We start from the raw sequence: 24,754 nt of genomic DNA on the forward strand, positions 1-24,754 counted from the left end.
CCCGTCGCGGTCCGTGCACGCGAGCGCGCTCGCGCCGTCCGCATGCGCCGCGGCCGCGAGCTCGTCGGGCCACGAGACACCGTGGCGCGCGCTGAACGCGCTCGAGACGTGCAGGTGGGTGAACGGTTCAGCCACGGGAGCTGGCTCCTGAAGCGTCGAGGAACTCGGCGGTGTTCGAAGCTATCAGCCTTCGAAACTATCTTCGAACTTCTTCAGTGTAGCCTCCCTCGCATCCGCGGACGAACGGGGAATAATGAACGCATGTGCGGCAGATATGTCATGGCGCGTGCGGTCGGTGACCTCGTGGCCGAGTTCGATGTCGACGAGTCCTTCGTCGAGGAGCTCGAGCCCTCCTACAACGTGGCCCCGACGGACCCTGTCCCGATCGTGCTCGACCGGCGGGACAAGGAAACCGGCGAGCTCTCCAGGAAGCTCGTCACGGCACGCTGGGGTCTCGTGCCGTCGTGGGCCAAGGACACGAAGGGCGCTGCGCGGCTCATCAACGCTCGCCGCGAGACGGTCACGGAAAAACCCTCGTTCCGCAAGGCCGCGTCACAGCGCCGCGCGCTCGTACCCGCCGACGGCTACTACGAGTGGCAGAAGGAGGAGGTCGGCGGGAAGCTCGTGAAGATCCCGACGTATCTCCATGCGCCCGAGAGCGGCCTGCTCGCGTTCGCCGCGCTGTTCGAGAACTGGCCGGATCCCTCCCTGCCGCCGGACCACCCCGAGCGGTGGCTGCGCACCTGCACGATCATCACCGGCCCGGCTTCGGACACGCTCGGGTACATCCACGACCGCACGCCGCTCATCGTCCCGCAGGATTTCTGGGCCGACTGGCTCGACCCTGAAACGAAGTCCGAGGCCGACGTCCGCAGCCTCATCGATGCGATCCCCGAGCCTCACCTCGTGCCGCGCGTTGTGGGAAGCCTCGTCAACAGCGTGCAGAACAACGGCCCCGAACTCATCGAGCCTGCCTCGACCGGCGCCTAGACGAGCAGGCCCCAGAAAGGCCCCTCGCCTTTACCGGGTGAGACGGTCTCGGGACGCCGGCCGGTGGGTCGGCGCTCAGAAGTTGCCGCCGCCGTCGTCGGCTGACGGCGGCGGAAGACTGGCAGGCGCTGCGGGCGCCGCTGCCGCCCGCCGGCCAGTACCACCAGGGGTAGGGTGCGCCGCGGTAGTAGTACCCGAACGCGCTGCCGCCGTAGGGACGGAAGCCCGAATAGCCTTGAGGGACGCCGGTGGCAGGCCGCAGCGGGGCCGCGAAGGAACGCGGGGCCGTCCCCGAGGAACCACCGGCGCCCGACTTTCCCGATGTCGTACCGCTCCCCGAGCGGCCCGAGGTGCCGCCCGAGGTGCCCGACTTCCCGCCGGACCCACTCCCGCTGCCAGAGTGCCCTCCTCCGCCTCCGCCCTTCATGGCGACCGCGGCGTAGGCATCGACCCCGCCCACTGCCCTCGCGCAGCCGCTGCTATCGGAGCTGCACGCGGCAAGGCCGCCGGCCGCGAGGGTGCCGGCGAGGACGAGGATCGTGAGCTTCCCCATGTGCGTCACGGGCACCATTGTGCGGCATCGGTGCGCGCTGGCGTAGACGCCACGGGCGAAGCGCGAATCCGCGGCCCGTTGGCGCGGCGGTCCCCGGCAGACGGTGCCGGCTCACTAGCATGGGAGGCTGACCGCTGAGGCTAGGCTAGGGGCGAATTCGATGACCGGCGTCAAGACAGCCAACATGCCCGGGGCTCGGCGCCTCCGGCTGGGGCTCGTCCTCTTCTCGGCCCTCCTGCTCGTCATCGCTGGTCGACTCGTCTGGGTGCAGGTCATCGAGGGGCCGGCCATCGCCGCGGAGGGCCTCAAGAAGCGCACGACCACTCAGGCCCTGCCCGCGACGCGTGGAGAGATCCTCGATGCCAACGGCATCGTGCTGGCGCGCAGCATCCTGAACTACGAGATCGTCGCCGACCCCAGCATCAGCACGAAGGCCGATTCGTTCGACATCCACCAGCCAGACAATTCCGTCCGCCACGTCACGGCCGAGGAGGGCATCGCGGAGCTTTCCGGGATCCTCGGGATGGAGGCTGCCAAGGTGAAGGCGGCCCTGACCGGGCCGGGCAGATTCGCCTACGTGGCGCGGTCGATCGCGCCGGAGGTGGAGGAGCGGGTCATGAACTTGGGCTTTCCCGGGATCTCGTCGCAGGCCGTCCAAAATCGCGTCTATCCCCTGGGCGCCGTCGGAGGCAACGTCGTCGGCTATGTGAACGACCAGATGCACGGCACGGGCGGGGCCGAGCAGACCCTCGACGACGAGCTGACCGGAACGCCGGGCAGCCGCCGGTTCGAAATGGGCGCGGACGGGGTCCTCATCCCTCAAGCCCCGATCGACCTCAGCAAGCCGTCGGATGGGAAGAACGTCCGCCTGACCATCGACAGCAACCTCCAGTTCCAAGCCCAGAACGCGATCTCCGCGTCGGTCGCCCAGCTGCACGCCGAGTGGGGGAGCCTCATCGTCGTCGAGAGCAAGACCGGCAAGATTCGGGCCATGGCGGACACCAACCCGATGGACCCGAACAACCCTGGAGCGAGCAAGCCCGAAGACCGCGGCATCCGGTCCATCACGGCCGCGCTCGAGCCGGGATCGACTGAGAAGGCCGTCACCGCCGCGGGCGCCCTCGAGCAGAACAAGGTCCAGCCGCTGACCCAGATGGTGGTCCCTCCCGTCCTCAGTATCGACGGGCAGGGCATCCACGATTCGTTCGACCACGGCACCCTGCACATGACGTTCGCGGGGGTGCTCGGCTACTCGCTCAACACCGGCTCCGTCATGGCCGGCAGCGAGCTTACCCGCCAAGAGCGGTACGACTGGCTCACCAAATTCGGCGTGGGCCGTCAGACCGGCATCCAGCTCCCGGGCGAATCGGGCGGGATCCTCGCCACTCCGGACAAGTGGGACGGCCGGCAGCAGTACACGGTCCTCTTCGGGCAGGGGGTTGCCCAGACACCGCTGCAGACCACCATGATCTATCAGGCGATCGCCAACGGCGGCGTCAGGCTCAAGCCCCGGATCGTCGAACCCGCCACGGCCGCGGACGGAAAGTCCGCGCCCCAGGCCGACCCCGGTACCCGGGTGGTCTCGCCCGAAACGGACCAGAAGCTCAAGGACATCCTCGAAAGCGTTGTCACGGCCGGGGAGGTTCAGGACGTCAAGGTCCCCGGATACCGCGTGGGCGGCAAGACCGGAACCGCCGAGACCGCTGCCACCGACGGCAGCGGGCTGCACGGCTACACGGCTTCCTTCGTCGGAATGGCCCCGATGGAAGACCCCAAGTACGTGGCCCTCGTCCTCGTCCAGCACCCCCAGGGCAACATCTACGGCATATCCCAGGCGCCCGTGTTCAACAGCGTCATGGCCGCGACACTCAACGCCTACAACGTCGCGCCGTCCACCACGGCGCCCGTCAAGCTGGCCCAGAAGTACTGACCCGGCACTCTGCAGGGTGTTCCGTTGGATGTCTCTTTCGCTCCATCCCTATTGAGCCGCCCTGGAACCGGGCAGGATGGCCACATGTCCGGACCGTCGGTTTCCCTTTCGCGTCGCAGATCCTCCGGCACCGTGCTGTCCCTCTGGTCGCAGGAGTCTGTCCTGTCCATCGGTTCTGTGGGGTCGGTCCTGTCGATCGGGTCAGTTGGATCGGTGCTGTCGGTCGGTTCGGTCGGCAGCGCTCTGTCGGCCGGATCGATCGGTTCCGCCCTCTCGGTGATCTCTGGAGGATCATGGCTCAGCGTGGGATCGCTGCTGTCCGCGCAGTCGCGGTGGTCGGTGCTCTCATGGCGCTCCGCGCGGGCCCTCATGTCCGCTGGAACGCTTGGCGTCCTGGCTACCGGGGCTCGAAGGCGAGCGAGCCCTTCTCGTTGGTCCAGGTCAGGCGACCGTCGCTATAGGCCGCTTCGAAGGGCGTCTTGAAGAATTCGAGAAGCCACGACTCTTGGCCGGCCTGAAGGGGAGGAAGGCATCCGCTGGCACCAACTGCGATGCTCCCCGGCGTGAAGAGGGACCCATCCCGCGCGACCGGCCCACTGAGCGGGCCGCACACAGTCACGACGGTCAGGTAAAGGGCGCCGTCGGCCGACTCCAGCCTTGCCGTGACGGCTCCCGAGGCCATCCATGCTAGGTCAGTGCCGCCCCCGCTCCCCGAGACGCTCGCGAAGGTGGCGCACGGGGCGGCCGGCACAAATGGCGCACAGGCGACGACGGGTGGCGGCCGGGTCGTCGAGGCCGCGGACACCGACGGTGGCCGCGCGGGCGACGATTTTGACGACGCCGACGTCTGCGGCGGGGTCGAGTTAGCAAGTCCCGGTCCGGGCGTGGCCACCGTGCCGTTCCCGCACGCTGCAACGAAACACACCGTAATCGCGGCGACCAGAGCAAACCATGCACGGGCAGCCTTCACCGTTCCCCCCTCGAAGTCGTGGTGTCCGCGAGAGTACGTGAGGGGCCCTTCCTTCGCCAGAGTCTGCGCCAACGTGGTGCCCCACCACACGGCACCGAGCCCGGTTACAGTTGCGGCATGCTTGAAATTCGGCCGAATTGCGAGTGTTGCGGCCGCGATCTCGCCCCGGAAGATGAGGCCTACGTCTGCACGTTTGAGTGCACGTGGTGCCCCGCGTGTGTGGACCGCTTCCCGGGCCGGGCCTGCCCCAACTGCGGCGGCAATGTGCAGCTCCGACCCATCCGACCGGCCCAGGCACTAGTCAAGCATCCGGCCAGCACGCGAAGGATCATCTCGCCCAACTGCCTGGAGAATCTCAGGTCCGTCTAACCGAGCTGGACGTGCCCGCCGCCCAGCCGCTCAGCGCGTGTGCTGGGTCAGCAATGTTCTCAACCTCAATCGCCGCGGCAATCGCGGTATTCTCAACGAGGCCACGTCCGCGTACCCGACCTTCCACCGCGCCTCGAGGGGCCCTCCGAAAGCTCACATGAACAACCAAACCGCCTTCCCGTCTCACCTGGAGCTTGCCCGGTGAGCCCGCTGTCCGTCGCCGCCTACCTGCCCTCGCCCACGGTCAACGCGATCAAGCTAGGCCCCCTCTCGATTCATTTCTACGCGCTGTGCATCCTTGCGGGCATCGTGTTCGCGTGGTGGCTCACTGAGCGGAGGTGGATCAGCCGCGGCGGCAAATCCGGGCAGGCGCTGGACATCGCGCTCTGGGCCGTACCGTTCGGGATCGTCGGCGGCCGCATCTATCACGTCATCACCGATCCGGAGCTGTACTTCGTCCCGGGGAAGAATCCTTGGAATGCGTTCGCCATCTGGGACGGCGGGCTTGGCATCTGGGGGGCCATCGCGCTCGGTGGCCTCGGAGCCTGGATCGGCTGCCGGCGTGCCAAGATTTCGCTTCCGGCGTTCGCCGACGCGCTCGCCCCGGGGCTCCTCTTTGCGCAGGCCCTCGGGCGGCTCGGCAATTGGTTCAACAACGAGTTGTACGGCGACCCCACGACCCTGCCATGGGGCCTCGAGATCCACGAGATGGACCCGTCGACAGGTGCGGCCGCTACTAACCCAGACGGCACGGCCGTGATCCTCGGCTACTTCCACCCGACGTTCTTGTATGAGGCCCTCTGGAGCACGATCGGCGGCATCGCGATCCTCGTCCTCGCGCGGCGGTTCCGGCTCGCGCGCGGCTCCGAGTTCGCACTGTATGTCATGATCTACACGGCTGGCCGCTTCGTGGTGGAGCTCATGCGCTCCGATTACGCGAACCTCATCCTCGGACTCCGCGTCAACACGTGGGTCTCCGCGCTCGTCTTCCTGGGCGGCGCTGTGGGGCTCGCGCTCGTCCTGCTGCGCGCCCGCCGCGCGCCTGCGGCAGCGGACGACGGCGCAGGCTCCCCTGACGAGCGCACGCTCGAAGGCGAGGCGGCTCCCGACGAGACGACGACTCCCAGCGAACCCGCGACGCCGAACGACGCGACCTCACCGAACGACTCCGAGTCACCGCACCACGACTAAAATCTGGCGGCACAGCGCTCGGCCCGACGCCTAGTTAGCACCGATTCGGAATACCCAAGCGCCGCCTGCGGTTGCCGAAACCGGGACCCATCCACTCCGAAGGAGCATGTTCATGCACGAGTTCACCCCTGCCGACGGCACCGTCACGATGTTCTCCACGAGCTGGTGCGGCTACTGCAACCGGCTCAAGAAGCAGCTCGACGCCAAGGGCATTGGCTACACCGAGGTGAACATCGAAGAGGTCGCGGGCACGGCCGAGCTCGTGGAGCAGATCAATGGCGGCAACCGCACCGTCCCCACCGTGATCTTCCCGGACGGCACCGCCGCGACCAATCCCTCGGCGGCGGACGTGAAGGAAAAGCTCGGCGTCTAGCCCCCTTCTACCCGTGCTCCTGTCCTCTTCTTCGATGGCGCGCATCGTGTCGAACCGCGACACGCCGACTTCCGGGCCCGCCCGAGGGACTTAAACGGACCCGGGCGCGGCCGGCTCAAGGCGTACGACGACGGACTTTGACGCGGGCGTGTTGCTCACCTCGGCCGTCGACTCGAGTGGGACGAGCACGTTGGCCTCGGGGAAGTATGTCGCAACGCAGCCTTTCGCCGTGGGGTACGAGACGATCCGCAGCCCGCGCAGGGTGCGGTCGACGCCGTCGTTCGCTTCGCTGTGGACGTCAACGTGTTCGCCGTCGACTAGCCCTAGAAAGGCCAGGTCCTCAGGGTTCACGAACAGCACATGCCGGCCCTTGTGGATGCCGCGGTAGCGGTCGTTGAGGCCATACATCGTCGTGTTGAACTGGTCGTGCGAGCGGACGGACTGGAGGAGCAGGCGCCCTTCCGGGACGCGGATGGTTTCGAGCTGGTTGACCGTCAGGATCGCCTTCCCGGTGGCCGTCGGGAAGCGGCGCTCGTCCCGCGGCGGGTGCGCGAGCATGAAGCCGCCGGGCTCGCGGATCCGGGCGTTGTAGTCCTCACAGCCCGGGCACACGTGCGCGATGTGCTCACGAACGGTGTCGTAGTCGCGCTCGAAGCCGGCCCAGTCGACCGGGTGGTTAGGGCCAAGGACAGCGCGCGCGAGCCGGCTCACGATCGCCACCTCCGAGAGCGCGGTGGAAGACACCGGGTCGACGCGCCCCGCGGACGGGTGCACCGCGCACACGGTGTCCTCCACGCTCACGAACTGGGGGCCAGACTCCTGGAGATCGATCTCCGTCCGTCCCAGCGTCGGGAGGATGAGTGCCTCCTCGCCGACGAACGCGTGCGAGCGATTGAGTTTCGTCGAGATGCTGACGCTCAGTCGGGCCCCGCAGAGGGCTGACTCGGCAACCGCGGTGTCCGAGATCGCCGAGACAAGGTTCCCGCCGAGGGCGACGAACGCCTTGACCTTGCCGTCGCGGAGCGCCTGGATGCTCTGGACGGCGTCGAGACCGGCCTGACGCGGCGGATCGAAGCCGAACTCGCGCTGGATCGCGTCGAGGAAGGCGGGCGGCATCTTCTCCCAGATTCCCATGGTGCGATCGCCCTGGACGTTGCTGTGTCCCCGGATGGGCGACGGCCCTGCGCCCGGCCTGCCGATGTTCCCCCGCAGAAGCAGGAGATTGATGATCTCCCTGATGGTCGGGACGGCCTTCTTGTGCTGCGTGAGACCCATGGCCCACGTGATGATCACGCGGTCGGCAGCAAGATAGCGCGCTGCGAGTTCATCGATCTCGGCGTCGGTGAGCCCGGTCGCCGCACGGACCTCGTCGTCGTCGAGCCTCGCGAGGTGTTCCGTCAGCGCCTCGAGCCCCTCGCAATGCCCCTCGAGGAAGGCGTGATCCAAGACGGTGCCTGGGGCTGCGGCCTCCGCGGCCAGTACGCGCTTGGAGAGAGCCTGGAGCAGCGCCATATCCCCCGCGAGGCGGATCTGCAGGAACTGGTCGGCGAGGTCAGTGCCGTGGCCGATCAGGCCGCGTGGCCGCTGGGGGTTCTTGAAGTTGATGAGCCCGGCCTCGGGCAACGGGTTGACCGCGACGATCTGCGCGCCGGCGAGTTTGGCCTCCTCGAGTGCGGTCAGCATGCGTGGATGGCACGTGCCCGGGTTCTGGCCCATGATGATGATCAGATCGGCCTTCGCGAAGTCCGTGTAGGTCACGGCGCTCTTGCCGACACCGATCGTCTCCACCATCGCGGCGCCCGTCGACTCGTGGCACATGTTCGAGCAGTCGGGCAGATTGTTGGTCCCGAACGCGCGGACGAAGAGCTGGTACTCGAACGCCGCCTCGTTGCTCGTGCGGCCGCTCGTGTAGAACGTGGCCTCGTCCGGCGAGTCGAGGGCGTTGAGCTCGCGCGCGATGATCGTGAAAGCCTCGTCCCATGGCACGGGGTGGTAGCGATCGCTGCCCGCCGGCTTGTAGACCGGTTCCACGAGCCGCCCCTGCTGCCCGAGCCAGTACTCGGTCCGCTCGCGCAGCTCAGTGACGGGGTGAGTGGCCCAGAAATCGCTCTCGATCCGAAGTGGCTCTGCCTCCCACGTGACAGCCTTCGCGCCGTTCTCGCAGAACTCGGCGACCTTGCGGTCCGGCGGGTCCGGCCACGCACAGCTCATGCAGTCGAAGCCGTCCTTCTGGTTGAGGTTCGCGAGCGTCGCGGCCGCACGGCCAGGCCCCATCCGTCTCAGGGCGAGCGGGATCGTCTCGGTCAGGCTCGGCAGGCCGGCAGCGCTGCGGCGCGGTGGTCCGACATGCAGCTCAGCGTCGGTCACGTCCTGTTCAATCGGTTTCCTGGCCATGCCAGAGAACACCTCCCCCGAGGCCCGGGGGCGGGCCCCGTACTCTCACCGGTCTAGCACCGGCCGAGGGTCGGGGCAATGACCCGCTGGCAAGCTGGCTTTCTGGGGACGCGTCTCTTGCCGCCGGCTGACATTGAACGCGTAGGCTCGACTGATGACCTTGGAATGGGAACAGGTGATCGTCCACTGTGTCGATCCGGTGGCCTTGGGGCAATGGTGGGCCGAGGCGCTCGGGTGGGTCGTGGTCCACTCGTCGGACGACGAGTTCGAGATCCGCTCCGAGCCGGATCGCCGGCCGGGCCTGGAGTTCGTAAGGCTCGATGAGCCGAAGAAGGGCAAGAGTCGGCTCCATCTCGATTTCCGACCGGACAATCAAGAAGCCGAGGTGGCCCGCCTCCTGGCTCATGGCGCGCAGCGCGTGGACATCGGCCAAGGTGAGCAATCTTGGGTCGTCCTGTCCGACCCGGAAGGCAATGAGTTCTGCGTCCTGGGCCAGCTGCAAGCGTCGGGCTAGGAGCACCGCCACAGTCCTTGAGGCGTGGATTGTTACCCTATGATGCCTCTTGGGGCGGATCGACAACCCCCTAACCCTTGGAAGGCGGCCGTCGCCGGTCCGTGCGGGTCAGGCAAGAAAATGGCGTCGGCTAGGTGGGGGGTCGTTTGAAGACCAACGGTGCAGCTCTGATCTTTGTGTTGATTCTCGTCGGAGTGACGCTTGAGCTGCTGCGCATAGTTGAGGGTCCCGGACGTCGGTTCGAGGATGTCGAGGAGCCTCGTGATGCCTGATTCGAGCCGAAGGCCGTCCGAGCGGCCACTGTTCGTGGCGGGAGTTGTGGCGGCCGTTCTTTCCGGACTGGGGATCGGCACGGCTATGTCGAACATTCGCCTTGAGGGAACGGCGGGCTGGTTGTCCTTCGGACTTCTCTGTCTCGTATGTCTAGCAATCCCTTCGTCTCGCTTGCTTTCGCGACGATTTGTGAACGCGATTGTTGTTTTGAGCGGACTGGCTCCGCTTCTGTGGTGGGTTCACATGCCTCTACCCGGGCTTCGAGCAGGGATACTGTGGGGCCTCGTATGCGGGGTGTTCGTTGGATGCCTCATCTACTGGCGAACTAACGAGCGGCCGTGGCGGGCGTTCCTGCCAGACTGGAACGGAGTCGACAGCTACCCCATTTTGGCGGGGATCGCGTCCATCTCTGTGTTCTGGAATTTTTTCATTCCAAAGTCCGCGGCGAGCACCCTGTCGCTTCTCTCGATGGCCTGGGACTTCGCACCCCACTTCAACATGTACGCGATGCTCCGCCGCTACGGAACCGTCATTCCTTTGGCCGCGCCGCCCGCCGATGGGTCGGGATGGAGCTCCGCGACCTACCCGCAGGGCATCCACGCGCTCATGGCGACGGTCGCAGAGGTCGTGGCCGGACCAACGTACGCGGGCAATGATGCCGAGACCCTCCTCTTCCTCCGGCTTGTCGGACTCGTTGGCACCATCTCCACGGTGCTCGTCGTCGCATCGCTGACGTCGATACCCAGCCTCCGGCACCAGCCCAAGTTCACCCTGCCGCTGGCTGCGCTCGTCGCCGCGGCCTGGCTCGTCGGCCCCGGCGCGATTCCGGTGTTCGGCGGCTTCCCCAATTTCGCGCTGGGCGTCGCGGTCTGCGTTGCGGTCCTGTCGATCATGCGACTCCAGCGGCACAGCAATTCGATCCGTATCGCGGTTCTCTTCTCCATGTCGGTCGTCTCCATCTCGCACAATTGGGTTCTACTGCTGGCCCTATGTGCACCCGCGTGCCTCATCATTCTGGCGACCGAGGCAAGAATGTTCCGCCAACAGGCCCTGACAATTCAGGTCATCTGGGCCGTGGCCCTGGCCGTTGCCGTCGCCGGCGCGTCGCTCGCCGCGTGGCAGCTCCGGCAACTGCAGCTCTCCCCCGAGGATGTCCTCACCACACCTGGCGGCATCACCCAGCCCGATTGGGGCATGGATCTCACGTTCGTCTCCGTGTGCGCTATCTGCTTCCTGTTGCTCTTCAAAAACTGGTGGCTCGCCGATCGGCCCGACCGTCGATTGATGATTGGCATTATGGGCACAACCGGGTCTGCCGTGGTCGGAGGCCTGATGGCCGCCGGATTCGGAATCTGGCAGATTGCCACGGCACACGCGCTGTCTTATTACTTCTATAAGTTCGGCCTCGCCGCAATGATGCTGGCGATCGCCGCGGCGGCAATGGCTGGCGGCGAGATACTGATCCCACGCTTCTCTCAGTGGACCTCCGGCCGTCGAATACCCACAGTAGCTCTCACCTTCGCGACTATCGGCGCCGTCGGTGCCTTCGGATGGCCTACACCCATACTCGATCACCTGGGACTAGCGTCGCGGGCCCCCGGGTCGGCCGCCCAGGCCATACAGGCCAGAGCTCTTAATTCCATGGACGGTCAGCCCAATGCGATTGCCCAGAAACTCGTCGCAATATCGCACTACGACTCGAATCATCCATTCATCTACGTCGGTTACGTTAATGGGCTCGACCCCATGCTTGCCGCACAATGGTCTCTGGCTCTGCAAGGCAAATGGACCGAACACATTCAGCAGGGCATTCCCTACGCCAAGGCCCTCTATAACGGACCCTCACAGGTACCACAGGCAATACAAGGCGTTCTGACCAATGTGACCGATCTCAACGTGCTCGTTGACGCTCGGCTTGTTCCCGAGCTCCGAAACGCGTTTCCGGCGTACGCGGACCGAATTGTCGGACTGCCGGACTAAGCGGTCTGGTCGGCGGCGGCCCGTTGACCCCACTCACGTCAGGCGGCCAGGTGGAACGTGGTCGCGAAGCGGACGAGGAGGTCGCCCGGACCACGCAACACCTCAACCACGCCGGTCGCGATCGCCCGATCCGGGGCGAGTTCTCCGGAGATGATCCGGCGGATGTCCGGGCCCGCGGCAAAGGCGAGGTCAGCCGGCCCGTCCCCGCGTGCCACGTCGAGGGTGGCGCCGTCCACCCGTATGAGCAGCTCGGCTGGCCCGAAGTACGCCGCATAGGCAGTCGCCGGCAGTTCCGCGGCCACATGCGGCCGGAACGCAGTCCGGAGCGACATGGTCATCGAGTCGGGGGTGATGATCTGCTCCTCACGCGGATCGCCCATCGCCTTGAATCCCCAAGCTCCGAGCGCGAGGACCACCGGTTCGAGCTCGCGGCCGTACGAGGTCAGCTCATAGACGACGACGCGCGAGTGGGGCACCCGGCGGATGACGCCGGCCGCCTGCAGCTCCTTGAGCCGCGCCGCCAGGATGTTGCTTGGGATTCGCGGGAGCCCCGCGGCGAGCTCTCCATAGCGGCGCGGCCCGACAAGAAGATCGCGAACGATGAGCAGCGCCCAGCGCTCGCCCACGAGCTCCAAGGCTCGAGTGACGCCGCAGTACTGCCCATAGTCGCGTGCGGCCATCGGCCTCAGGCCTGCTGGTCCATGAACACCTCAGGGCCCTGCTCAGCGGCAACCGGATCCATGTAGCCGAACTCGAGGACGTTTCCATCGGGGTCCGTGAGCTGACGCTGGTACATGAAGCCGAGATCCGTGGCCGGGTGCGACTCCGAGCCACCCGCGGCAACGCCATCGGCGATGGCCACGTCAACGGCCTCGCGGCCGTCGAGGAAGATCGCGGTCGCCACCGACACACTAGCGGTCGGGTCGCCGATGGGCCGGTCGGTGAACGTCTGGAAGAAGTCGCGCACCAGAATCATGAAGTAGCTGTGGCCGTCTTCGACGACCACGCAAGCAGCGTTGTGGTCGGTGAAGAGCGGGTTGATAGTGAAGCCAATCGCCGTGTAGAACGCCTTCGCGCGCTCGAGGTCGGTCACCGGCAGGTTGACGAACATCGCGGTCATCGTGGTCTCCCTCTTATGAATCCGGTATGAGGACGACACTCACACTTGCAAAAAACAAGTAGCGCGTCAAGAGCTGAAGGCGGCGGATCAACTCGGCCACGCAGACAGTCGGCCTCAGCGGCGGCAAGCAGACGCCGCCTTGTTAGGATCGAGCGGACCGTCCGACCAGGAGCCCCGAAAGCGAGATCCCGTGAAGGCCGACCACTACGACAGTTTTGCCGAGAGCTACTCGGCGGAGAATGAGTCCAGTCTTCTCAACGCGTACTACGAGCGGCCAGCGATGATTCGCCTTGCCGGCAACGTCGACGGCCGCCGCATCCTCGACGCGGGGTGCGGTTCTGGGCCCCTCGCTGCGGCGTTGATCGCCAAGGGCGCGGTTGTGACGGGCTTCGACTCCAGCCCCACCATGATCGAGTTGGCCAGACAACGGCTGGGCGGGTCCGCAGACCTGCGGGTGGCCGACCTCAGCCACCCACTCCCCTTCGCGGATGGGTCCTTCGACGACGTCGTGTCGTCCCTGGTCCTGCACTATCTGGAGGACTGGTCGGCCCCCTTGGCCGAGCTGCGGCGGGTCCTGAGGCCCGGTGGTCGCCTCATCCTGTCGGTGAATCACCCGATCACCTACAAGCTCATGGTGCCCGGCGCCGATTACTTTGCCGTCACCGAGTACTCGGACGAGTTTGTCTTCAACGGTCAGACCGCGAAGCTGACCTTCTGGCACAGGCCATTGCACGCCATGACTGACACTTTCGCCGAGGCCGGCTTCCGCGTCAAAGTCATCAGCGAACCGCCGGCCTCCCCGGACGCGCCGCGCGAGCTCTTTCCACCCCATCTCGGAGATCGCAGGGCGTTCCTGTCCTTCATCTTCTTCGTCCTCGAAGCCAGCTCATGACCCAACGGCATCGGCCGAGAGTGGAGATGCTGTGGGAAGCCAGCGACCCCAGCGATGCACTCGAAACCCGGTTCGGCTTCGGCGACGCCGGTGCGGCCGGTCACTGGGTCACCGCAATGGCGGGCGAGCATTGGGGCATTCGAGTCGATGCCTGCGAACGCATCGTGATCAGCGACCACAACGCTTTGGCCTGGCTCGGCACATCGTCCGGGCGGATGCTTGCTAAATGGTCGGTGTCGCCGGCACGCTTCCCGCGTCTGGCGGCGTTGGCCCGCCTCGCGGTATGGCTCGACGAGAAGCACTTGCCGGTCTCGGCGCCGATTGCCGCCATCGACGGTCGAGTTCAAATCGAGGACGGCGGTGCTTCGCTCGGTCTCCAGCGCGAGATCGACGGCAACCACCTGGACACCACAGCGCCGGATCAGGTCCGAGCGGCCGGGGCGACCCTGGCCCAGCTGCACGACGCTCTCGCGGTCTACCCCGGGGCTGAGGAAGTCCCGGGGCTCACCGCTCCCTCCGCCCCTTTGGCGGACCGGGTCAGCGGATGGCTCGACTCCGGCCCTCAGCAGGTGCCCACGACGGCGCGCGAGACGCTCCGGCGTCTCGTCGCCACCACGCATCCCGCACCGCTGCCAACGCAAATGGTCCACGGCGACTACCGAGCCGCGAACATCCTGTGCGCCGCGCCCAACACCGTCTCCGTCATCGATTTCGAAGAGGCCCGATTCGACCATCGGATCGTCGAGCTGGCGCGCTCAGCAGTGATGCTCGGAACACGCTTCCGGGACTGGGGACCCGTGTCGTCGCAGGTCCGCGCGACATTCCTCGACGGTTACCAATCCCGGCGTCGCCTGACCACCGCCGAGGCGAGCTGGTGGGATGCCCTCGTGCTGTGGTACTCGCTCGTGCTGATCCCGGCAGGCGATGACCCGACCGGGTGGGGTCAGGCAGCGCTGAGTCAGCTGAGGGCACTGGGAACGCGATGACGCTCGCGAAAGCGCCAACACCCACCGACCAACCCACCACCTCTCCGGGGCGGCGTCTACGAGTTGGCGGGCGGGGCCTGCCCCGACGGCGTTGTGGCAGCTACCGTTGGGCGCATGGCGGATTCTGAGATTCTGCACGTGGACGGCCCCGACGGCGCGCGGGAGGTCAAGCTGAGCAGCCCAGACAAGGTGCTGTGGCCCGGCGTCGAGGGGCATCAACCCCTGACCAAGCGCGACCTGGCCCGCTACCTGATCTCGGTGGAATCACCCTTTCTGCGGCTCAACGGCGACCGGCCCATGACCCTGCAGCGCTTCCCCGAAGGGATCGACGGCGAGGAGTTCTTCTCGAAGCGGCCGCCGCGCGGCGCACCTTCGTACCTCAGGACGGTCACTTGCACGTACCCGTCCCACAGACGCCACGAACAGCTCGTGTTCGACGAGGCCGCCGAGCTCGCGTGGGCGGCGCAGATGGGAACGATCACCTTCCACCCGTGGCCAGTGCGCACGGCCAATCTGGACAACCCGGACGAGCTGCGGATCGACCTCGATCCGCAGCCCGGGCGCGACTTCCGGGACGCTGTCACCGCCGCGCTCGCGCTGCGCGAGGTCATGGCCGAGGCCGGGCTCACTGCCTACGCGAAGACCTCAGGCAACCGGGGCGTGCACGTCTACGCGCGCATCCGGCCCACACACGAGTTCCTTCATGTGCGGCACGCCGTCATCGGGATCGCACGCGAGCTGGAGCGCCGCATGCCGGACCTCGTGACCAGCTCGTGGTGGAAGGAGGAGCGCGGCGAGCGGGTCTTCGTCGACTTCAACCAGGCCAACCGCGACCGGACAATCGCCGCCGCCTATTCGCCCCGGCCCTTGCCGCACGCGCCCGTCTCGACCCCGCTGACGTGGGACGAGCTCCCCGACGCCGACCCGCGCGACTTCACCGTCCGTACGGTTCCCGTGCTCCTGGCCGCCCGTGGCTGCCCGTGGGCGGACATCGACGCCGCGCCGGGCGACATTTCGGGCGCACTCGCCCTCTGGGAAGCGGACCTCGAGCGCGGGCTCGGCGAGCTCAACTTCCCGCCGGACTACCCCAAGATGCCCGGCGAGCCGCCGCGGGTGCCGCCGAGCAAGCGCAAGGCGGACCGAGCCGACGAGGACTATTCGGCACCCAAAGCGGAGCGCGACGCCGAATGGGGCACCGCGATCGCTCCCCCGTACGGGCCGATGCTGGCCAAGCCCGTCAAGAAGCTCCCGATCGGCGAGTACCTGTACGAGCCGAAGTGGGATGGCTTCCGCTCGATCGTGTGGCGCTCCGGCGATCGGGTGGAGATCGGATCGCGCAATGCCCTGCCCATGACGCGCTATTTCCCGGAGCTCGTCGAGGCCATCGTCGCAAACGTCCCCGACCACTCGGTCATCGACGGCGAAATCGTCCTCGTGGACCCGGACTCTGGCGACCGGCTCAACTTCGATGCCCTCCAGCAGCGCATTCACCCCGCGGCCTCCCGCATCGCAAAGCTGAGCGCAGCAACGCCAGCGAGCTTCGTGGCCTTCGACCTGCTCGCCCTGGGCCAGATCAACTACGTGGAGCGTCCGTTCCGCGAGCGGCGCGCAGCACTTGAGGAGGCATTCAAGGACGCAAAGCCCCCGATCTACCTCACCCAGGCCACCAAGGACCCCGCCCTCGCGCTGGAGTGGTTCAGCACGTTCGAGGGCGCCGGCCTGGACGGCGTCATCGCCAAGCCCCTCGGAGAGCCCTACGCCGAGGACAAGCGGGTCATGTCCAAGCTCAAGCACGAGCGGACCGCCGACTGCGTCCTCGCCGGGTACCGGCTCTACAAGGACGAGCCCGACGCGATCGGCTCCCTGCTTCTGGGCCTGTACGACGCCCAGGGCCGGCTCAACTCTGTGGGCGTGATCGGGGCGTTTCCCATGGCCCGCCGCAAGGAGCTGTTCGAGGAGCTGCAGCCGCTCGTGACCACGTTCGACGGGCACCCTTGGGCGTGGGCGCAGCCCGCCGAAGTGCTGCCGGACAACCGCGACCAGTCGGCACCGCGCACCCCTACAGCGGCAGCGCACTCCCGCTGGAATGCAACCAAGGACCTCTCGTTCACCCCGCTGCGGCCGGAGCGCGTCGTCGAGGTCAAGTACGACCACATGGAGGGCGAGCGGTTCCGCCACACCGCGCAATGGGTCCGATGGCGCGAGGACCGCTCGCCGGAGTCGTGTACCTATGACCAGCTCGAGGAACCCGTCCGCTACGACCTCTCCTCGGTCCTGACCGGGGACCGGCCCGCGTAGCCCGCCCGGGGTCGGCTAGGCCAGCGCGCCGCGCTCCCGATACATGGCCAGCAGCGCCGCCTCGACGTCGTCGACCGTGAGTCCCGGCACAAGATCGTCGGCCGCGCCCGCCGTCGTCGGATCGAACGGGAGCGCGAGCGCCCGGTACACGTCGGTCAGGACCCCACGCACAGGCCCGGCGTCGCTCACCACGAAGACCGAGGAGAACAGCCACGCCCCGGCGACCACACGCTGGGCCGTCCCGACGAGCTTGACGGGAGCGACAGCCGTCGACCGCTCCCCCGGCACGCCGTGGACGCTGTATTCGCCCGGGCAGTACTCGCCGGCGATCTCCCCCACGCGCGCATCGAGCCCGAGCGTGCGCAACGCCCCAGCGTAGAGCTCGCCGAAGACCTCGAAGCGGTGGCGGTGCCCCACCATCGCCTCGCGGGCGGGCTCGATATGGTCCACGATGAGGGTGCCCTCGTGGTACGCGGCTGCACGGCCGCCGGCCTTCCGGACCACAGGCGCGAAGCCCCGTGAAAGGGCCGCGGCCCGGGCGACCTCAAAGCCGGGAAGCCGCGTGTCCCGCTGTCCGAACGCCATGGTCGGGCGGGGCCGATACAGCCTCAGCGTAGGGCCCCGAAGCCCCCTCTTGACCTCGTCCAGCAGCTCCGCCGCGCGCGCGAGCTGGGCCGCTGGGTCGCTCCCGTCGCGGTCCGTGATGAGCGCGAGCGGCGCCGTCGAGCCGTCATTCCATTCAGCCATGGTCCCGCCGCTCAGGTCTGGCGGAGCGTGAGGATCTGCTCAGCGCGGCCAAACGGCCCCTCGAGATCGTGCAGCACGGAGGAGGTGAGGCCAATCCCGTCCGCCCCGAACGTCACGGCGTTGTCGATGCCGAGCCATTCGCCAGCCGGCTGCCGGTACAGGTGGATCTGCAGGTCGACGTTCGGGAAGGCCCAGCTGCCGGGGCCGGGAGGCACGCGCGTCGCAATGCCGTTCGCCGTGTCGACGAGGCCCATGAGCCGGACCCAATCCGGGCTCTCCTGCTGGTCGATGAGCGGGTACGGCGTGCGGATCCAGACGGTGCCGTTGCCCGAACGGTGGTGCGTGGCCTGATACATCTCCAGCGAGCGGATGTAGCCGCCGGGCCACTCCGTGGTGCCGTCCCAGCGCTCGCAGTCCTCGATCGCCGGGATGCGTGCGTCCTCGAAGGCCGCGACGCTCGACGTGTCGCTCTGCACGAGCCGCCACGCCGTGGCGCGGATGGCCACGCGCCCCTGGGCCGAGAGCTCGGCCTGGATGAGCTCGATGGTCCGGCCGGGCCGCAGCGTCGTGGTGGTCACCTCGCACTCGCCGGCGTGGATGAGGCCGAGGATCTCGTAGCTGATCCGCGCGATCCGCAGGCCCTCGCGACGGCCGTGGCGCTCGAGCGCGTGCGCGAGGAGGCCCGAGGCCGGCGCCATATGCTGCTCGTGCGCGTTCCATGCGCCTTGGACGTGGATCGTGGACCGGTAGCGGCCACCGCCAAGGTCCTCATAGTAGAAGTCACCCTGAGCGAGGCCCGCCTGGTCCGTCCACTCCTGCGTCTCCGTCACGCGCCCTTCCTTTCTTCCGGCGCCGCTCCGTCGCGCGCCTCATCAACCCTAGCGGTAACGCCGTGCTCGCCTTGCGTCTTCCTGCGGGACCGGGCGCGCACCACGCGGACGACGACGATGCCCACCACGGCGGCGACGATCGCCCACCCCCACGGAGACGCCGCGGCCTGCTCAAGGAGGAGCTCGACGGCGGCGAGCCCCACGGTCGCGTAGACCACGGCCCAGATCGCCGAACCCACGACGGTCGCGGGGATGTAGTAGCGCAGCGGCATGCGGCTCATGCCCGCGGCGAGGTTTACCGCCGTCTGCAGGCCCACAGTCAGGAAGGTCAGGACGATCGCGAACGGCCCCCAGCGGTCGATGAGCCGCCGCGCGCCGTCGAGCCTCGACGGGTCCCAGCGCCGGGCGAGGCGGCTCTTCCCGTAGCCCGCGGCAAGGGCGCGGCCCAGCCAGTAGGTCGCATTCGTCCGCGCGAGCACGATCACGAACAGCGCGACCACGGCGACCTCGAAGGGCAAGGCCAGGAGCTGATCCATACCAGCTACTCTCGCACGCGGCTCAGGAACTGGGCCGCGCGGGCGCCCAGCCCGGCGATCTGGTTCAGCACGACCGCGGCCGGATCCGGGTGGATCTCGTTCGCTGGCGGCTCGACGCGGGCGTTGGCGCTGCACTCGAAATCCGCGCAGATGAGCGTTCCCACGGTGTTGCCGTTCCGGCCAGACTGCCCTGCCCGCCGGGCCACCCACAGGTACACGTCGTTGGAGGCGTCGACCGATCGGCACAGCTCGCACAGCACGGACCGGTTCTTCCGGGCCCCGCCCTCGGGGGCGCGCAGCATGATCGAGGTGGGTTTGCCGCCGTCGGCCGCGAAGACGATGTAGCCGCGCAGCGGCATCTTGGGGTCGCGCCAGCCGAGGAAGTCGAGGCGGTCCCAGTCCAGGGTGTCGAAGTCCTGGGGAGGGTTGAGGCGCGCGGCCTCGGAGCGGCTCGCGTTGATGAAGGATGAACGAATTTGCTGGACGGTGATCTTCTGCATGGCAGGGCTCTTTCACGAATTCGGCAGACACGAGGGGCCGCGGAAGCGCGGGCTCACGGAGGGTCGGACGTCTGCCGGACGCGGCCTGAGGCGGTCAGGCGGCGCTGCGGGGTCGGGACCCGCGGATCAACGCACGGGCGAAGGAGCGCCTCAGCGGCGGAAGGCAGACGGGAGGAGGGCCGCACAGCAGGCCACGACGGCCACCCCGCAGTCCGCGGCACGGTGCACCAGGCCAGTGCGCATGCTCAGCTCCTCAGGCGCCGAATCGGCGCGGTCGCCTCCCCACGGGAGGACTCATCCGGGCTCATTCGAGCCCAGAGCAGTGTCTCAGACCTCCGTTGCCCGGTTCAAATGGTCTTTCAGCTCAAGCGATCGAGCCGCTCGCGCGCGAGCCGCGCGGCTCGCCGCTCCTGCTCGGCCACGCGCGCCGCGAGTTTCCGCGTCCGCTCCGCGTACCCGGCCTCGCGTTCGACGGCGGCCACCTCGCCTTCGAGGCCCACGAGCCGTTCCTTGAGCTCGGCGAGCCGGCCCGCTAGGCCCTCGCGCCGGGCGGCGACGTCTGCCGCACTGCTCTCGGCGTCCGCGAGCTCCGCCTCAGCGAGGCGCAGGCTCCGCTCGGCCTCGTCCCATTCGGCTCGCGCCTGCTCGCGTTCCTGTGCGCGCTCGGCCTCGACCCGCCGTCGTTCGTCGTCGTCGTCGCGCTGGGAGACGCGTTCGCCGCGGACGCCCGGAACCTGCCGGGGAGCCGACTCGGGCAGGCTCCCCGGCACCGCGACCGCGTCCGTGAGATCCACGGGGTCGATCCCGTTGCTCGCGAGCGCCCGCACTAACTGCCCGCTCCGCACGGCGGCTGCCGCCTCCGGGTCCGCCATGCCCGCGCGCAGCGTCTGCTCGAGGTCCGTTGCGGCCGCTTCGCTCACGCTGCCCCCGAAGTCGCGGGCAAGCGCTCGCCCCTCCCGCACGACCGCCGTGACGAGCCTCTGGCGCTCGGGCCCGAGCCGCCGGATGGCCTCGGAGTCAAGCAGCTCCTGCGCGATGCGCAGCTCGGCACCGAGATCGAGGACGCGCGCGAGATCCTCGGGACGGTGTCTCGCGAGCAGGTTGGCTGCCCACGCGGCCGCCGACGGCTTGGGTAGTCTCCCTATCTGCTTCGCGACGAGAGACTCCCCCGCCGACCGCGCGGCCTTGGCCTTCTCGTTGCGCGCGGACGTGAACTCGCTCGGCGGGAGGGCGTACAGCTCGGTGGCAACGGCTGCCAGGTCCATGCCACACATCATAGGTTTGCGGTCGGACACGCTCCCCGGATGCCGGGCACGGGCCGGTCCCCGGCGTCAGAGGGTTGCGGTGTCGATGACGAAGCGGTACCGGACGTCGCTCGCCACGACGCGCTCCCACGCCTCGTTGATCTTCTCCGCCGGGATGACCTCGATCTCGGCCCCGAGCCCGTGCTCGGCGCAGAAGTCGAGCATCTCCTGGGTCTGCCTGATCCCGCCGTTCTTCGTGCCGCCGATGCGGCGCCGGAAGCCGGCGAGTGAACCGGGCCCGAAGGTCATGGCGTTCTCGGGCAGGCCGGCAGCGACGAACGTTCCGTCGAGCGCGAGGAGCGAGAGGTACGCGTCGAGGTCGAGGTCGGCGGACACCGTGCTGACGATGAGGTCGAACCGACCCGCTAGATCCTCGAACGTGCTTTCGTCCGAGCTCGCGTAGTAGTGGTCCGCGCCGAGCCGGAACGCGTCGTCCTGCTTCTTGAGGGACTGGCTGATCACGGAGACCTCGGCCCCGAGCGCGTGGGCGATCTTGACGCCCATGTGTCCCAGGCCGCCCATCCCGACGATCGCGACCTGCTTGCCGGGCCCGGCCTCCCACGTCTTGAGCGGCGAGTACAGGGTGATCCCGGCGCACAGGAGCGGCGCGGCGACGTCGAGCTCGAGCGCGTCCGGGATCCGGAGCACGTAATCCTCCTCGACGGTGATATGGGTGCTGTAGCCGCCCGCCGTCGGCAGCCCGTCCCGCCCGATCGCGTTGTACGTGCCGATCTCGCCCTCGAGGCAGTACTGCTCCTCGCCGGCCAGGCAGTTGACGCACTTCCGGCACGAGTCGACATAGCAGCCGACGCCGACCCTGTCGCCGACGGCGTACTTCGTCACCTCGGCGCCGATCGCCTCAACGACGCCCGCGATCTCGTGGCCCGTGACGATCGGGTAGCTGATGGCGCCCCACTCGCCGCGGGCGGTGTGGATGTCGGAATGGCAGATGCCGGCGAACTTGATGCCGATGAGCACCTCATGGGGCCCAGGCTCACGACGCTCGATCATGACGGGGACGAGGGGATCGGCGGCGGACGGGGCGGCGTAGGCGCGTGCGGTAGGCATGCGGTCTCCTTTCGCGGTCGGGGTATTGGATGTTCTTCCCACGCTAGGCGCGCGAGCGTGCCACGTCAGCAGTCATGGCACAGTGTGCGATTCCTAGGACTCGGAGTCCTACCCTCGAGCGCCAGGCCGAAGGTCTTGGGCTCGACGGTCCAGGCCACACGATGCAATGCGGTCGCTAGGCGGGCTCGCGTCCTCCGGAAGCGGTCGGCGCGGTGCGCCCTGCCGTCGTCCACGACTGGCGCATTTGGTAGCGCGCTTCGGCTCTCCACACTCTGGACGCTGAGGATGAACGCGAGGCCGATGAATGAACTGTGTTCCACGTCCTTCAACGCTACGGACGGTGGGGGGCCGCGTCAGCACCCGAGGGCTGCCCTGTTGATCCTAGGAGTCCTAGGCCCACCCTGACGGAAGGTTCGCCGGAGAATCCGGGACTAATCCGCCGGGCTGGGGAGTTCACGCTAACAGCTATCCAACACGCCTCGAGACGTACACGGAAGAGATCCCACCCATGATGACGCACGCCGACGTAGGGTTCCGCTCCGAACGCGGACCCATTCTCATAGCCCTCATGGTGACCACGGGCCTCGTCGCCATCGATTCGACCATCGTCGCGACGGCCGTGCCCTCGATCGTGCACGACGTCGGCGGGTTCTCGTCGTTCCCGTGGCTCTTCTCGGCGTACATGCTCGCGCAGGCGGTGTCCGTCCCGGTCTACGCGAAACTCTCCGACATGGTCGGCCGGAAGCCACTCATCCTCTCCGGCATCGCCCTGTTCCTGCTCGGCTCGATCCTTTGCGGCGTCGCGCTCTCGATGCCTGCCCTCATCGCGTTCCGGGTGATCCAGGGCCTCGGCGCGGGCGCCGTCCAGCCCATGGCCATCACGATCGCGGGCGACATCTACTCGCTCGCGGAGCGTGCCAAGGTCCAGGGGTACCTGGCCAGCGTCTGGGCCATCTCCTCCGTGGTCGGCCCGACCCTCGGCGGGGTGTTCTCTTCGCTCGGGATCTGGCGCGGCATCTTCCTCATCAACATCCCGCTGTGCGTCCTCGCCGCGTGGATGCTCATGCGCACGTTCCACGAGAAGGTCCAGCGCGCGCAGCACCGCATCGACTACTTCGGCGCGAGCCTGCTCACCGGATCGATGACCCTCCTGATCCTCGGCGCCCTCGAAGGCGGGCAGGCGTGGGCGTGGGACTCGCCCTTGAGCATCGGGGCCTTCGTCCTTGGCGCGGCCCTCTTCGCCGCGTTCCTCGTGGTCGAGCGCCGCGCGGCCGAGCCCGTCCTGCCGCTGTGGGTCGTCTCACGCCGGCTCCTCCTCACGACGACGCTCGTCTCGTTCGGCGTCGGGGCAATCATCCTCGGCCTCACGTCCTACGTGCCGACCTTCCTCGAGGGCGCACAGTCGGTCTCTCCCGTGCTCGCCGGGCTCGCGCTCGCCGCGCTGACCCTCGGCTGGCCCATCAGCGCATCGCAGTCCGGCCGCCTGTACCTGCGGATCGGCTTCCGGAGCACCGCGGTGATCGGCATTCTCATCTCGGTCGTCGGGGCGAGCGCCCTCGCCTTCACGGCGTACACGCCGAGCGTCGTGCTCGTCGCGGTGAGCTGCTTCGTCGTCGGCCTCGGGCTCGGTCTCGTGGCCACGCCAACGCTCATTGCCGCTCAGACGAGCGTCGAGTGGAACGAACGCGGAGTGGTGACCGGCACCAACCTGTTCGCCCGCTCGATCGGGAGCGCCCTCGGGGTCGCCATTTTCGGCGCCGTCGCCAACGCGATCTACGCGAGCGTGCCGGGCCCCGCATCGGCCCCGCAGGCCATCGTGCCAGCGTCTGCCGCGGTGTTCCTCGCCGTCCTCATCGGGACCGTCCTGACGGTCGTCGCAGTGCTGACGATGCCCGCGGACCAGCGCAAGGCAGCGGCCACACCGGAGCAGGCCTCGGCAGAGACCGCGGCCGCTTCGTAGGACTCACAGTCCCACTCCCGAGGGTCGAACATCGGCGGAGCCTCCGCCAGAATGGAAAACATGGGTCAGAGCGCAGAGTTCGGGCGATTCCTCAAGGCGATGCGGTCGCGCCTCACGCCTGAGCAGGCCGGCGTGACCGCCGGGACCACGGGCAGACGGGTCCCGGGGCTGCGACGCGAGGAGATCGCGCTGCTCGCCGGCGTGAGCACGGATTACTACACGCGGCTTGAGCAGGGGAGGAACATCCACCCTTCGCGATCCGTGCTCGACTCCGTGGCCCGAGCGCTGCGCCTCGACGAGGGCGAGCGCGCCCACATGATCGACCTGCTCGAGCACTGCGCCTCGTCGCAGCGGGCGCCGGCCCCGCCGCAGAACGCCCGGCCCGCGCTGCGCCAGCTCCTCGACGCCGTGGGGAACGTCCCGGCGCTCGTCCTGGGCCGCCGCACGGACGTGCTGGCCGGGAACCGCCTCGCGTACCTCCTGCTCGCCGATTTCCCGAGCATGCCCGCCCACGAGCGGAACCTCACGCGCTGGATCCTCCTCGACCCCCAGGCCCGCGAGCTGTTCACGGACTGGGAGTCGGTCGCGGCCGAGGCCACGGGAGCCCTGCGGGTCGACATCGGGCGGAACCCGAGCGATCCCCAGGTCAACGAGCTCGTGGGCGAGCTCGCCGTCCACAGCGAACTCTTCCGCCAATGGTGGGCGAGCCGCCGGCTCGTCACCGAGTACGCCGGGGTCCTGCGCATGCACCACCCCGTGGTCGGCGACCTCGAGCTGAGCTTCGAGGACCTCGCCCCGCGGCACGACCCCGACCAGACGCTGCGCGTGTTCTCGGCCAAGCCGGGGTCCGCGTCCGCGGACTCGCTCGCCCTGCTCGGCAGCTTCGGCGCCGATAGCTCCGCGGTCCGCGAGCACCGCCGCCGGGACGCCCGGACGCCCGTGGATTCCCCGTCCGTCGACGAGTAGCGGTCCGTCA

The 24,754-nt window shown here is 68.1% G+C and carries 22 protein-coding genes; 12 read left to right on the forward strand and 10 right to left on the reverse strand.

What is annotated here, in order from left to right:
• Positions 1 to 261 precede the first annotated feature (261 nt).
• Both ACLN58_RS01475 and ACLN58_RS01480 read left to right on the forward strand, forming a co-directional pair.
• Entirely contained in the window at positions 262 to 990 is a 729-nt protein-coding gene (locus ACLN58_RS01475) for an SOS response-associated peptidase (protein ID WP_415853501.1), read from the forward strand.
• Between the two features lie 713 nt (positions 991 to 1,703).
• Positions 1,704 to 3,473: a peptidoglycan D,D-transpeptidase FtsI family protein gene (locus ACLN58_RS01480; RefSeq protein ID WP_415853502.1), complete on the forward strand. Its 1,770-nt coding sequence runs from the start codon at positions 1,704 to 1,706 to the stop codon at positions 3,471 to 3,473.
• 397 nt (positions 3,474 to 3,870) lie between these two features.
• On the opposite strand, the gene ACLN58_RS01485 is transcribed toward ACLN58_RS01480, so the two are convergent.
• The gene (locus ACLN58_RS01485) at positions 3,871 to 4,155 is read right to left on the reverse strand and encodes a hypothetical protein (RefSeq protein WP_415853503.1); all 285 of its coding nucleotides are present in this window, start codon (positions 4,153 to 4,155) and stop codon (positions 3,871 to 3,873) included.
• Positions 4,156 to 4,560: 405 nt separating this feature from the next.
• Here ACLN58_RS01485 and ACLN58_RS01490 point away from each other — a divergent pair, with 405 nt between their 5' ends.
• The 3 genes from ACLN58_RS01490 (at position 4,561) to ACLN58_RS01500 (ending at position 6,376) form a co-directional block, all read left to right on the forward strand.
• Positions 4,561 to 4,812, forward strand: a complete 252-nt coding sequence (locus tag ACLN58_RS01490) for a DUF1272 domain-containing protein (RefSeq protein ID WP_415853504.1) — start codon at positions 4,561 to 4,563, stop codon at positions 4,810 to 4,812.
• Positions 4,813 to 5,013: 201 nt separating this feature from the next.
• Positions 5,014 to 6,003 carry a prolipoprotein diacylglyceryl transferase gene (gene lgt / locus ACLN58_RS01495; RefSeq protein WP_415853505.1) on the forward strand — a complete coding sequence of 330 codons (990 nt, stop codon included), beginning with the start codon at positions 5,014 to 5,016 and terminating at the stop codon, positions 6,001 to 6,003.
• 112 nt (positions 6,004 to 6,115) lie between these two features.
• Positions 6,116 to 6,376: a mycoredoxin gene (locus tag ACLN58_RS01500; protein ID WP_415853506.1), complete on the forward strand. Its 261-nt coding sequence runs from the start codon at positions 6,116 to 6,118 to the stop codon at positions 6,374 to 6,376.
• A gap of 90 nt (positions 6,377 to 6,466) precedes the next feature.
• Here the strand turns inward: ACLN58_RS01500 and ACLN58_RS01505 are convergent, their stop codons facing one another.
• Positions 6,467 to 8,770, reverse strand: a complete 2,304-nt coding sequence (locus tag ACLN58_RS01505) for an FdhF/YdeP family oxidoreductase (RefSeq protein WP_415853507.1) — start codon at positions 8,768 to 8,770, stop codon at positions 6,467 to 6,469.
• Between the two features lie 154 nt (positions 8,771 to 8,924).
• Between ACLN58_RS01505 and ACLN58_RS01510 the strand changes: the two genes are divergently transcribed.
• Entirely contained in the window at positions 8,925 to 9,284 is a 360-nt protein-coding gene (locus ACLN58_RS01510) for a VOC family protein (RefSeq protein WP_415853508.1), read from the forward strand.
• Between the two features lie 684 nt (positions 9,285 to 9,968).
• Positions 9,969 to 11,537: a hypothetical protein gene (locus tag ACLN58_RS01515; protein ID WP_415853509.1), complete on the forward strand. Its 1,569-nt coding sequence runs from the start codon at positions 9,969 to 9,971 to the stop codon at positions 11,535 to 11,537.
• 38 nt (positions 11,538 to 11,575) lie between these two features.
• On the opposite strand, the gene ACLN58_RS01520 is transcribed toward ACLN58_RS01515, so the two are convergent.
• The gene (locus ACLN58_RS01520) at positions 11,576 to 12,217 is read right to left on the reverse strand and encodes a winged helix-turn-helix transcriptional regulator (RefSeq protein WP_415853510.1); all 642 of its coding nucleotides are present in this window, start codon (positions 12,215 to 12,217) and stop codon (positions 11,576 to 11,578) included.
• Between the two features lie 5 nt (positions 12,218 to 12,222).
• Entirely contained in the window at positions 12,223 to 12,657 is a 435-nt protein-coding gene (locus ACLN58_RS01525; RefSeq protein ID WP_415853511.1) for a VOC family protein, read from the reverse strand.
• Positions 12,658 to 12,847: 190 nt separating this feature from the next.
• Here ACLN58_RS01525 and ACLN58_RS01530 point away from each other — a divergent pair, with 190 nt between their 5' ends.
• The 3 genes from ACLN58_RS01530 (at position 12,848) to ACLN58_RS01540 (ending at position 16,833) form a co-directional block, all read left to right on the forward strand.
• Positions 12,848 to 13,549 carry a class I SAM-dependent methyltransferase gene (locus ACLN58_RS01530; RefSeq protein WP_415853512.1) on the forward strand — a complete coding sequence of 234 codons (702 nt, stop codon included), beginning with the start codon at positions 12,848 to 12,850 and terminating at the stop codon, positions 13,547 to 13,549.
• Positions 13,546 to 14,535: a phosphotransferase gene (locus tag ACLN58_RS01535; RefSeq protein ID WP_415853513.1), complete on the forward strand. Its 990-nt coding sequence runs from the start codon at positions 13,546 to 13,548 to the stop codon at positions 14,533 to 14,535. The genes ACLN58_RS01530 and ACLN58_RS01535 overlap by 4 nt, the downstream gene beginning before the upstream one ends.
• Positions 14,536 to 14,649: 114 nt before the next feature.
• A complete protein-coding gene (locus ACLN58_RS01540; protein WP_415853514.1) occupies positions 14,650 to 16,833 on the forward strand; it encodes an ATP-dependent DNA ligase in 2,184 nt (727 codons plus the stop codon).
• 15 nt (positions 16,834 to 16,848) lie between these two features.
• On the opposite strand, the gene ACLN58_RS01545 is transcribed toward ACLN58_RS01540, so the two are convergent.
• The 6 genes from ACLN58_RS01545 to ACLN58_RS01570 all read right to left on the reverse strand — a co-directional run bounded on the left by ACLN58_RS01545 (position 16,849) and on the right by ACLN58_RS01570 (position 21,818).
• Positions 16,849 to 17,580 (reverse strand): biotin/lipoate A/B protein ligase family protein, encoded by a 732-nt coding sequence (locus tag ACLN58_RS01545; RefSeq protein ID WP_415853515.1) that lies wholly within the window; start codon positions 17,578 to 17,580, stop codon positions 16,849 to 16,851.
• An 11-nt stretch (positions 17,581 to 17,591) separates the two neighbouring features.
• Positions 17,592 to 18,410, reverse strand: a complete 819-nt coding sequence (locus ACLN58_RS01550) for a thioesterase family protein (RefSeq protein WP_415853516.1) — start codon at positions 18,408 to 18,410, stop codon at positions 17,592 to 17,594.
• Entirely contained in the window at positions 18,407 to 18,946 is a 540-nt protein-coding gene (locus tag ACLN58_RS01555; RefSeq protein ID WP_415853517.1) for a DedA family protein, read from the reverse strand. Before ACLN58_RS01555 ends, ACLN58_RS01550 begins: the two co-directional genes overlap by 4 nt.
• Before the next feature lie 5 nt (positions 18,947 to 18,951).
• Positions 18,952 to 19,446 (reverse strand): FBP domain-containing protein, encoded by a 495-nt coding sequence (locus ACLN58_RS01560; protein WP_415853518.1) that lies wholly within the window; start codon positions 19,444 to 19,446, stop codon positions 18,952 to 18,954.
• A gap of 359 nt (positions 19,447 to 19,805) precedes the next feature.
• Positions 19,806 to 20,711 carry a hypothetical protein gene (locus ACLN58_RS01565; protein WP_415853519.1) on the reverse strand — a complete coding sequence of 302 codons (906 nt, stop codon included), beginning with the start codon at positions 20,709 to 20,711 and terminating at the stop codon, positions 19,806 to 19,808.
• Between the two features lie 66 nt (positions 20,712 to 20,777).
• Entirely contained in the window at positions 20,778 to 21,818 is a 1,041-nt protein-coding gene (locus ACLN58_RS01570) for an NAD(P)-dependent alcohol dehydrogenase (RefSeq protein ID WP_415853520.1), read from the reverse strand.
• Between the two features lie 568 nt (positions 21,819 to 22,386).
• Between ACLN58_RS01570 and ACLN58_RS01575 the strand changes: the two genes are divergently transcribed.
• Entirely contained in the window at positions 22,387 to 23,778 is a 1,392-nt protein-coding gene (locus tag ACLN58_RS01575; protein WP_415853521.1) for an MFS transporter, read from the forward strand.
• 60 nt (positions 23,779 to 23,838) lie between these two features.
• Positions 23,839 to 24,744: a helix-turn-helix transcriptional regulator gene (locus ACLN58_RS01580; RefSeq protein ID WP_415853522.1), complete on the forward strand. Its 906-nt coding sequence runs from the start codon at positions 23,839 to 23,841 to the stop codon at positions 24,742 to 24,744.
• Positions 24,745 to 24,754: the final 10 nt, after the last annotated feature.

The organism is Sinomonas sp. G460-2, from assembly GCF_047759905.1.
Classification (GTDB): Bacteria; Actinomycetota; Actinomycetes; order Actinomycetales; family Micrococcaceae; genus Sinomonas.

Bases quoted from the DNA above. Each gene is read 5' to 3' on its own strand.
- ACLN58_RS01580 (WP_415853522.1), top strand. From the start codon at position 23,839: ATGGGTCAGAGCGCAGAGTTCGGGCGATTCCTCAAGGCGATGCGGTCG.
- ACLN58_RS01560 (WP_415853518.1), bottom strand. From the start codon at position 19,446: ATGCAGAAGATCACCGTCCAGCAAATTCGTTCATCCTTCATCAACGCG.
- ACLN58_RS01525 (WP_415853511.1), bottom strand. From the start codon at position 12,657: ATGACCGCGATGTTCGTCAACCTGCCGGTGACCGACCTCGAGCGCGCG.
- ACLN58_RS01570 (WP_415853520.1), bottom strand. From the start codon at position 21,818: ATGCCTACCGCACGCGCCTACGCCGCCCCGTCCGCCGCCGATCCCCTC.
- ACLN58_RS01510 (WP_415853508.1), top strand. From the start codon at position 8,925: ATGACCTTGGAATGGGAACAGGTGATCGTCCACTGTGTCGATCCGGTG.
- ACLN58_RS01490 (WP_415853504.1), top strand. From the start codon at position 4,561: ATGCTTGAAATTCGGCCGAATTGCGAGTGTTGCGGCCGCGATCTCGCC.
- ACLN58_RS01485 (WP_415853503.1), bottom strand. From the start codon at position 4,155: ATGGCCTCGGGAGCCGTCACGGCAAGGCTGGAGTCGGCCGACGGCGCC.
- ACLN58_RS01575 (WP_415853521.1), top strand. From the start codon at position 22,387: ATGGTGACCACGGGCCTCGTCGCCATCGATTCGACCATCGTCGCGACG.
- ACLN58_RS01500 (WP_415853506.1), top strand. From the start codon at position 6,116: ATGCACGAGTTCACCCCTGCCGACGGCACCGTCACGATGTTCTCCACG.
- ACLN58_RS01480 (WP_415853502.1), top strand. From the start codon at position 1,704: ATGACCGGCGTCAAGACAGCCAACATGCCCGGGGCTCGGCGCCTCCGG.
- ACLN58_RS01540 (WP_415853514.1), top strand. From the start codon at position 14,650: ATGGCGGATTCTGAGATTCTGCACGTGGACGGCCCCGACGGCGCGCGG.
- ACLN58_RS01555 (WP_415853517.1), bottom strand. From the start codon at position 18,946: ATGGATCAGCTCCTGGCCTTGCCCTTCGAGGTCGCCGTGGTCGCGCTG.
- ACLN58_RS01565 (WP_415853519.1), bottom strand. From the start codon at position 20,711: ATGGACCTGGCAGCCGTTGCCACCGAGCTGTACGCCCTCCCGCCGAGC.
- ACLN58_RS01520 (WP_415853510.1), bottom strand. From the start codon at position 12,217: ATGGCCGCACGCGACTATGGGCAGTACTGCGGCGTCACTCGAGCCTTG.
- ACLN58_RS01505 (WP_415853507.1), bottom strand. From the start codon at position 8,770: ATGGCCAGGAAACCGATTGAACAGGACGTGACCGACGCTGAGCTGCAT.
- ACLN58_RS01475 (WP_415853501.1), top strand. From the start codon at position 262: ATGTGCGGCAGATATGTCATGGCGCGTGCGGTCGGTGACCTCGTGGCC.
- ACLN58_RS01535 (WP_415853513.1), top strand. From the start codon at position 13,546: ATGACCCAACGGCATCGGCCGAGAGTGGAGATGCTGTGGGAAGCCAGC.
- ACLN58_RS01545 (WP_415853515.1), bottom strand. From the start codon at position 17,580: ATGGCTGAATGGAATGACGGCTCGACGGCGCCGCTCGCGCTCATCACG.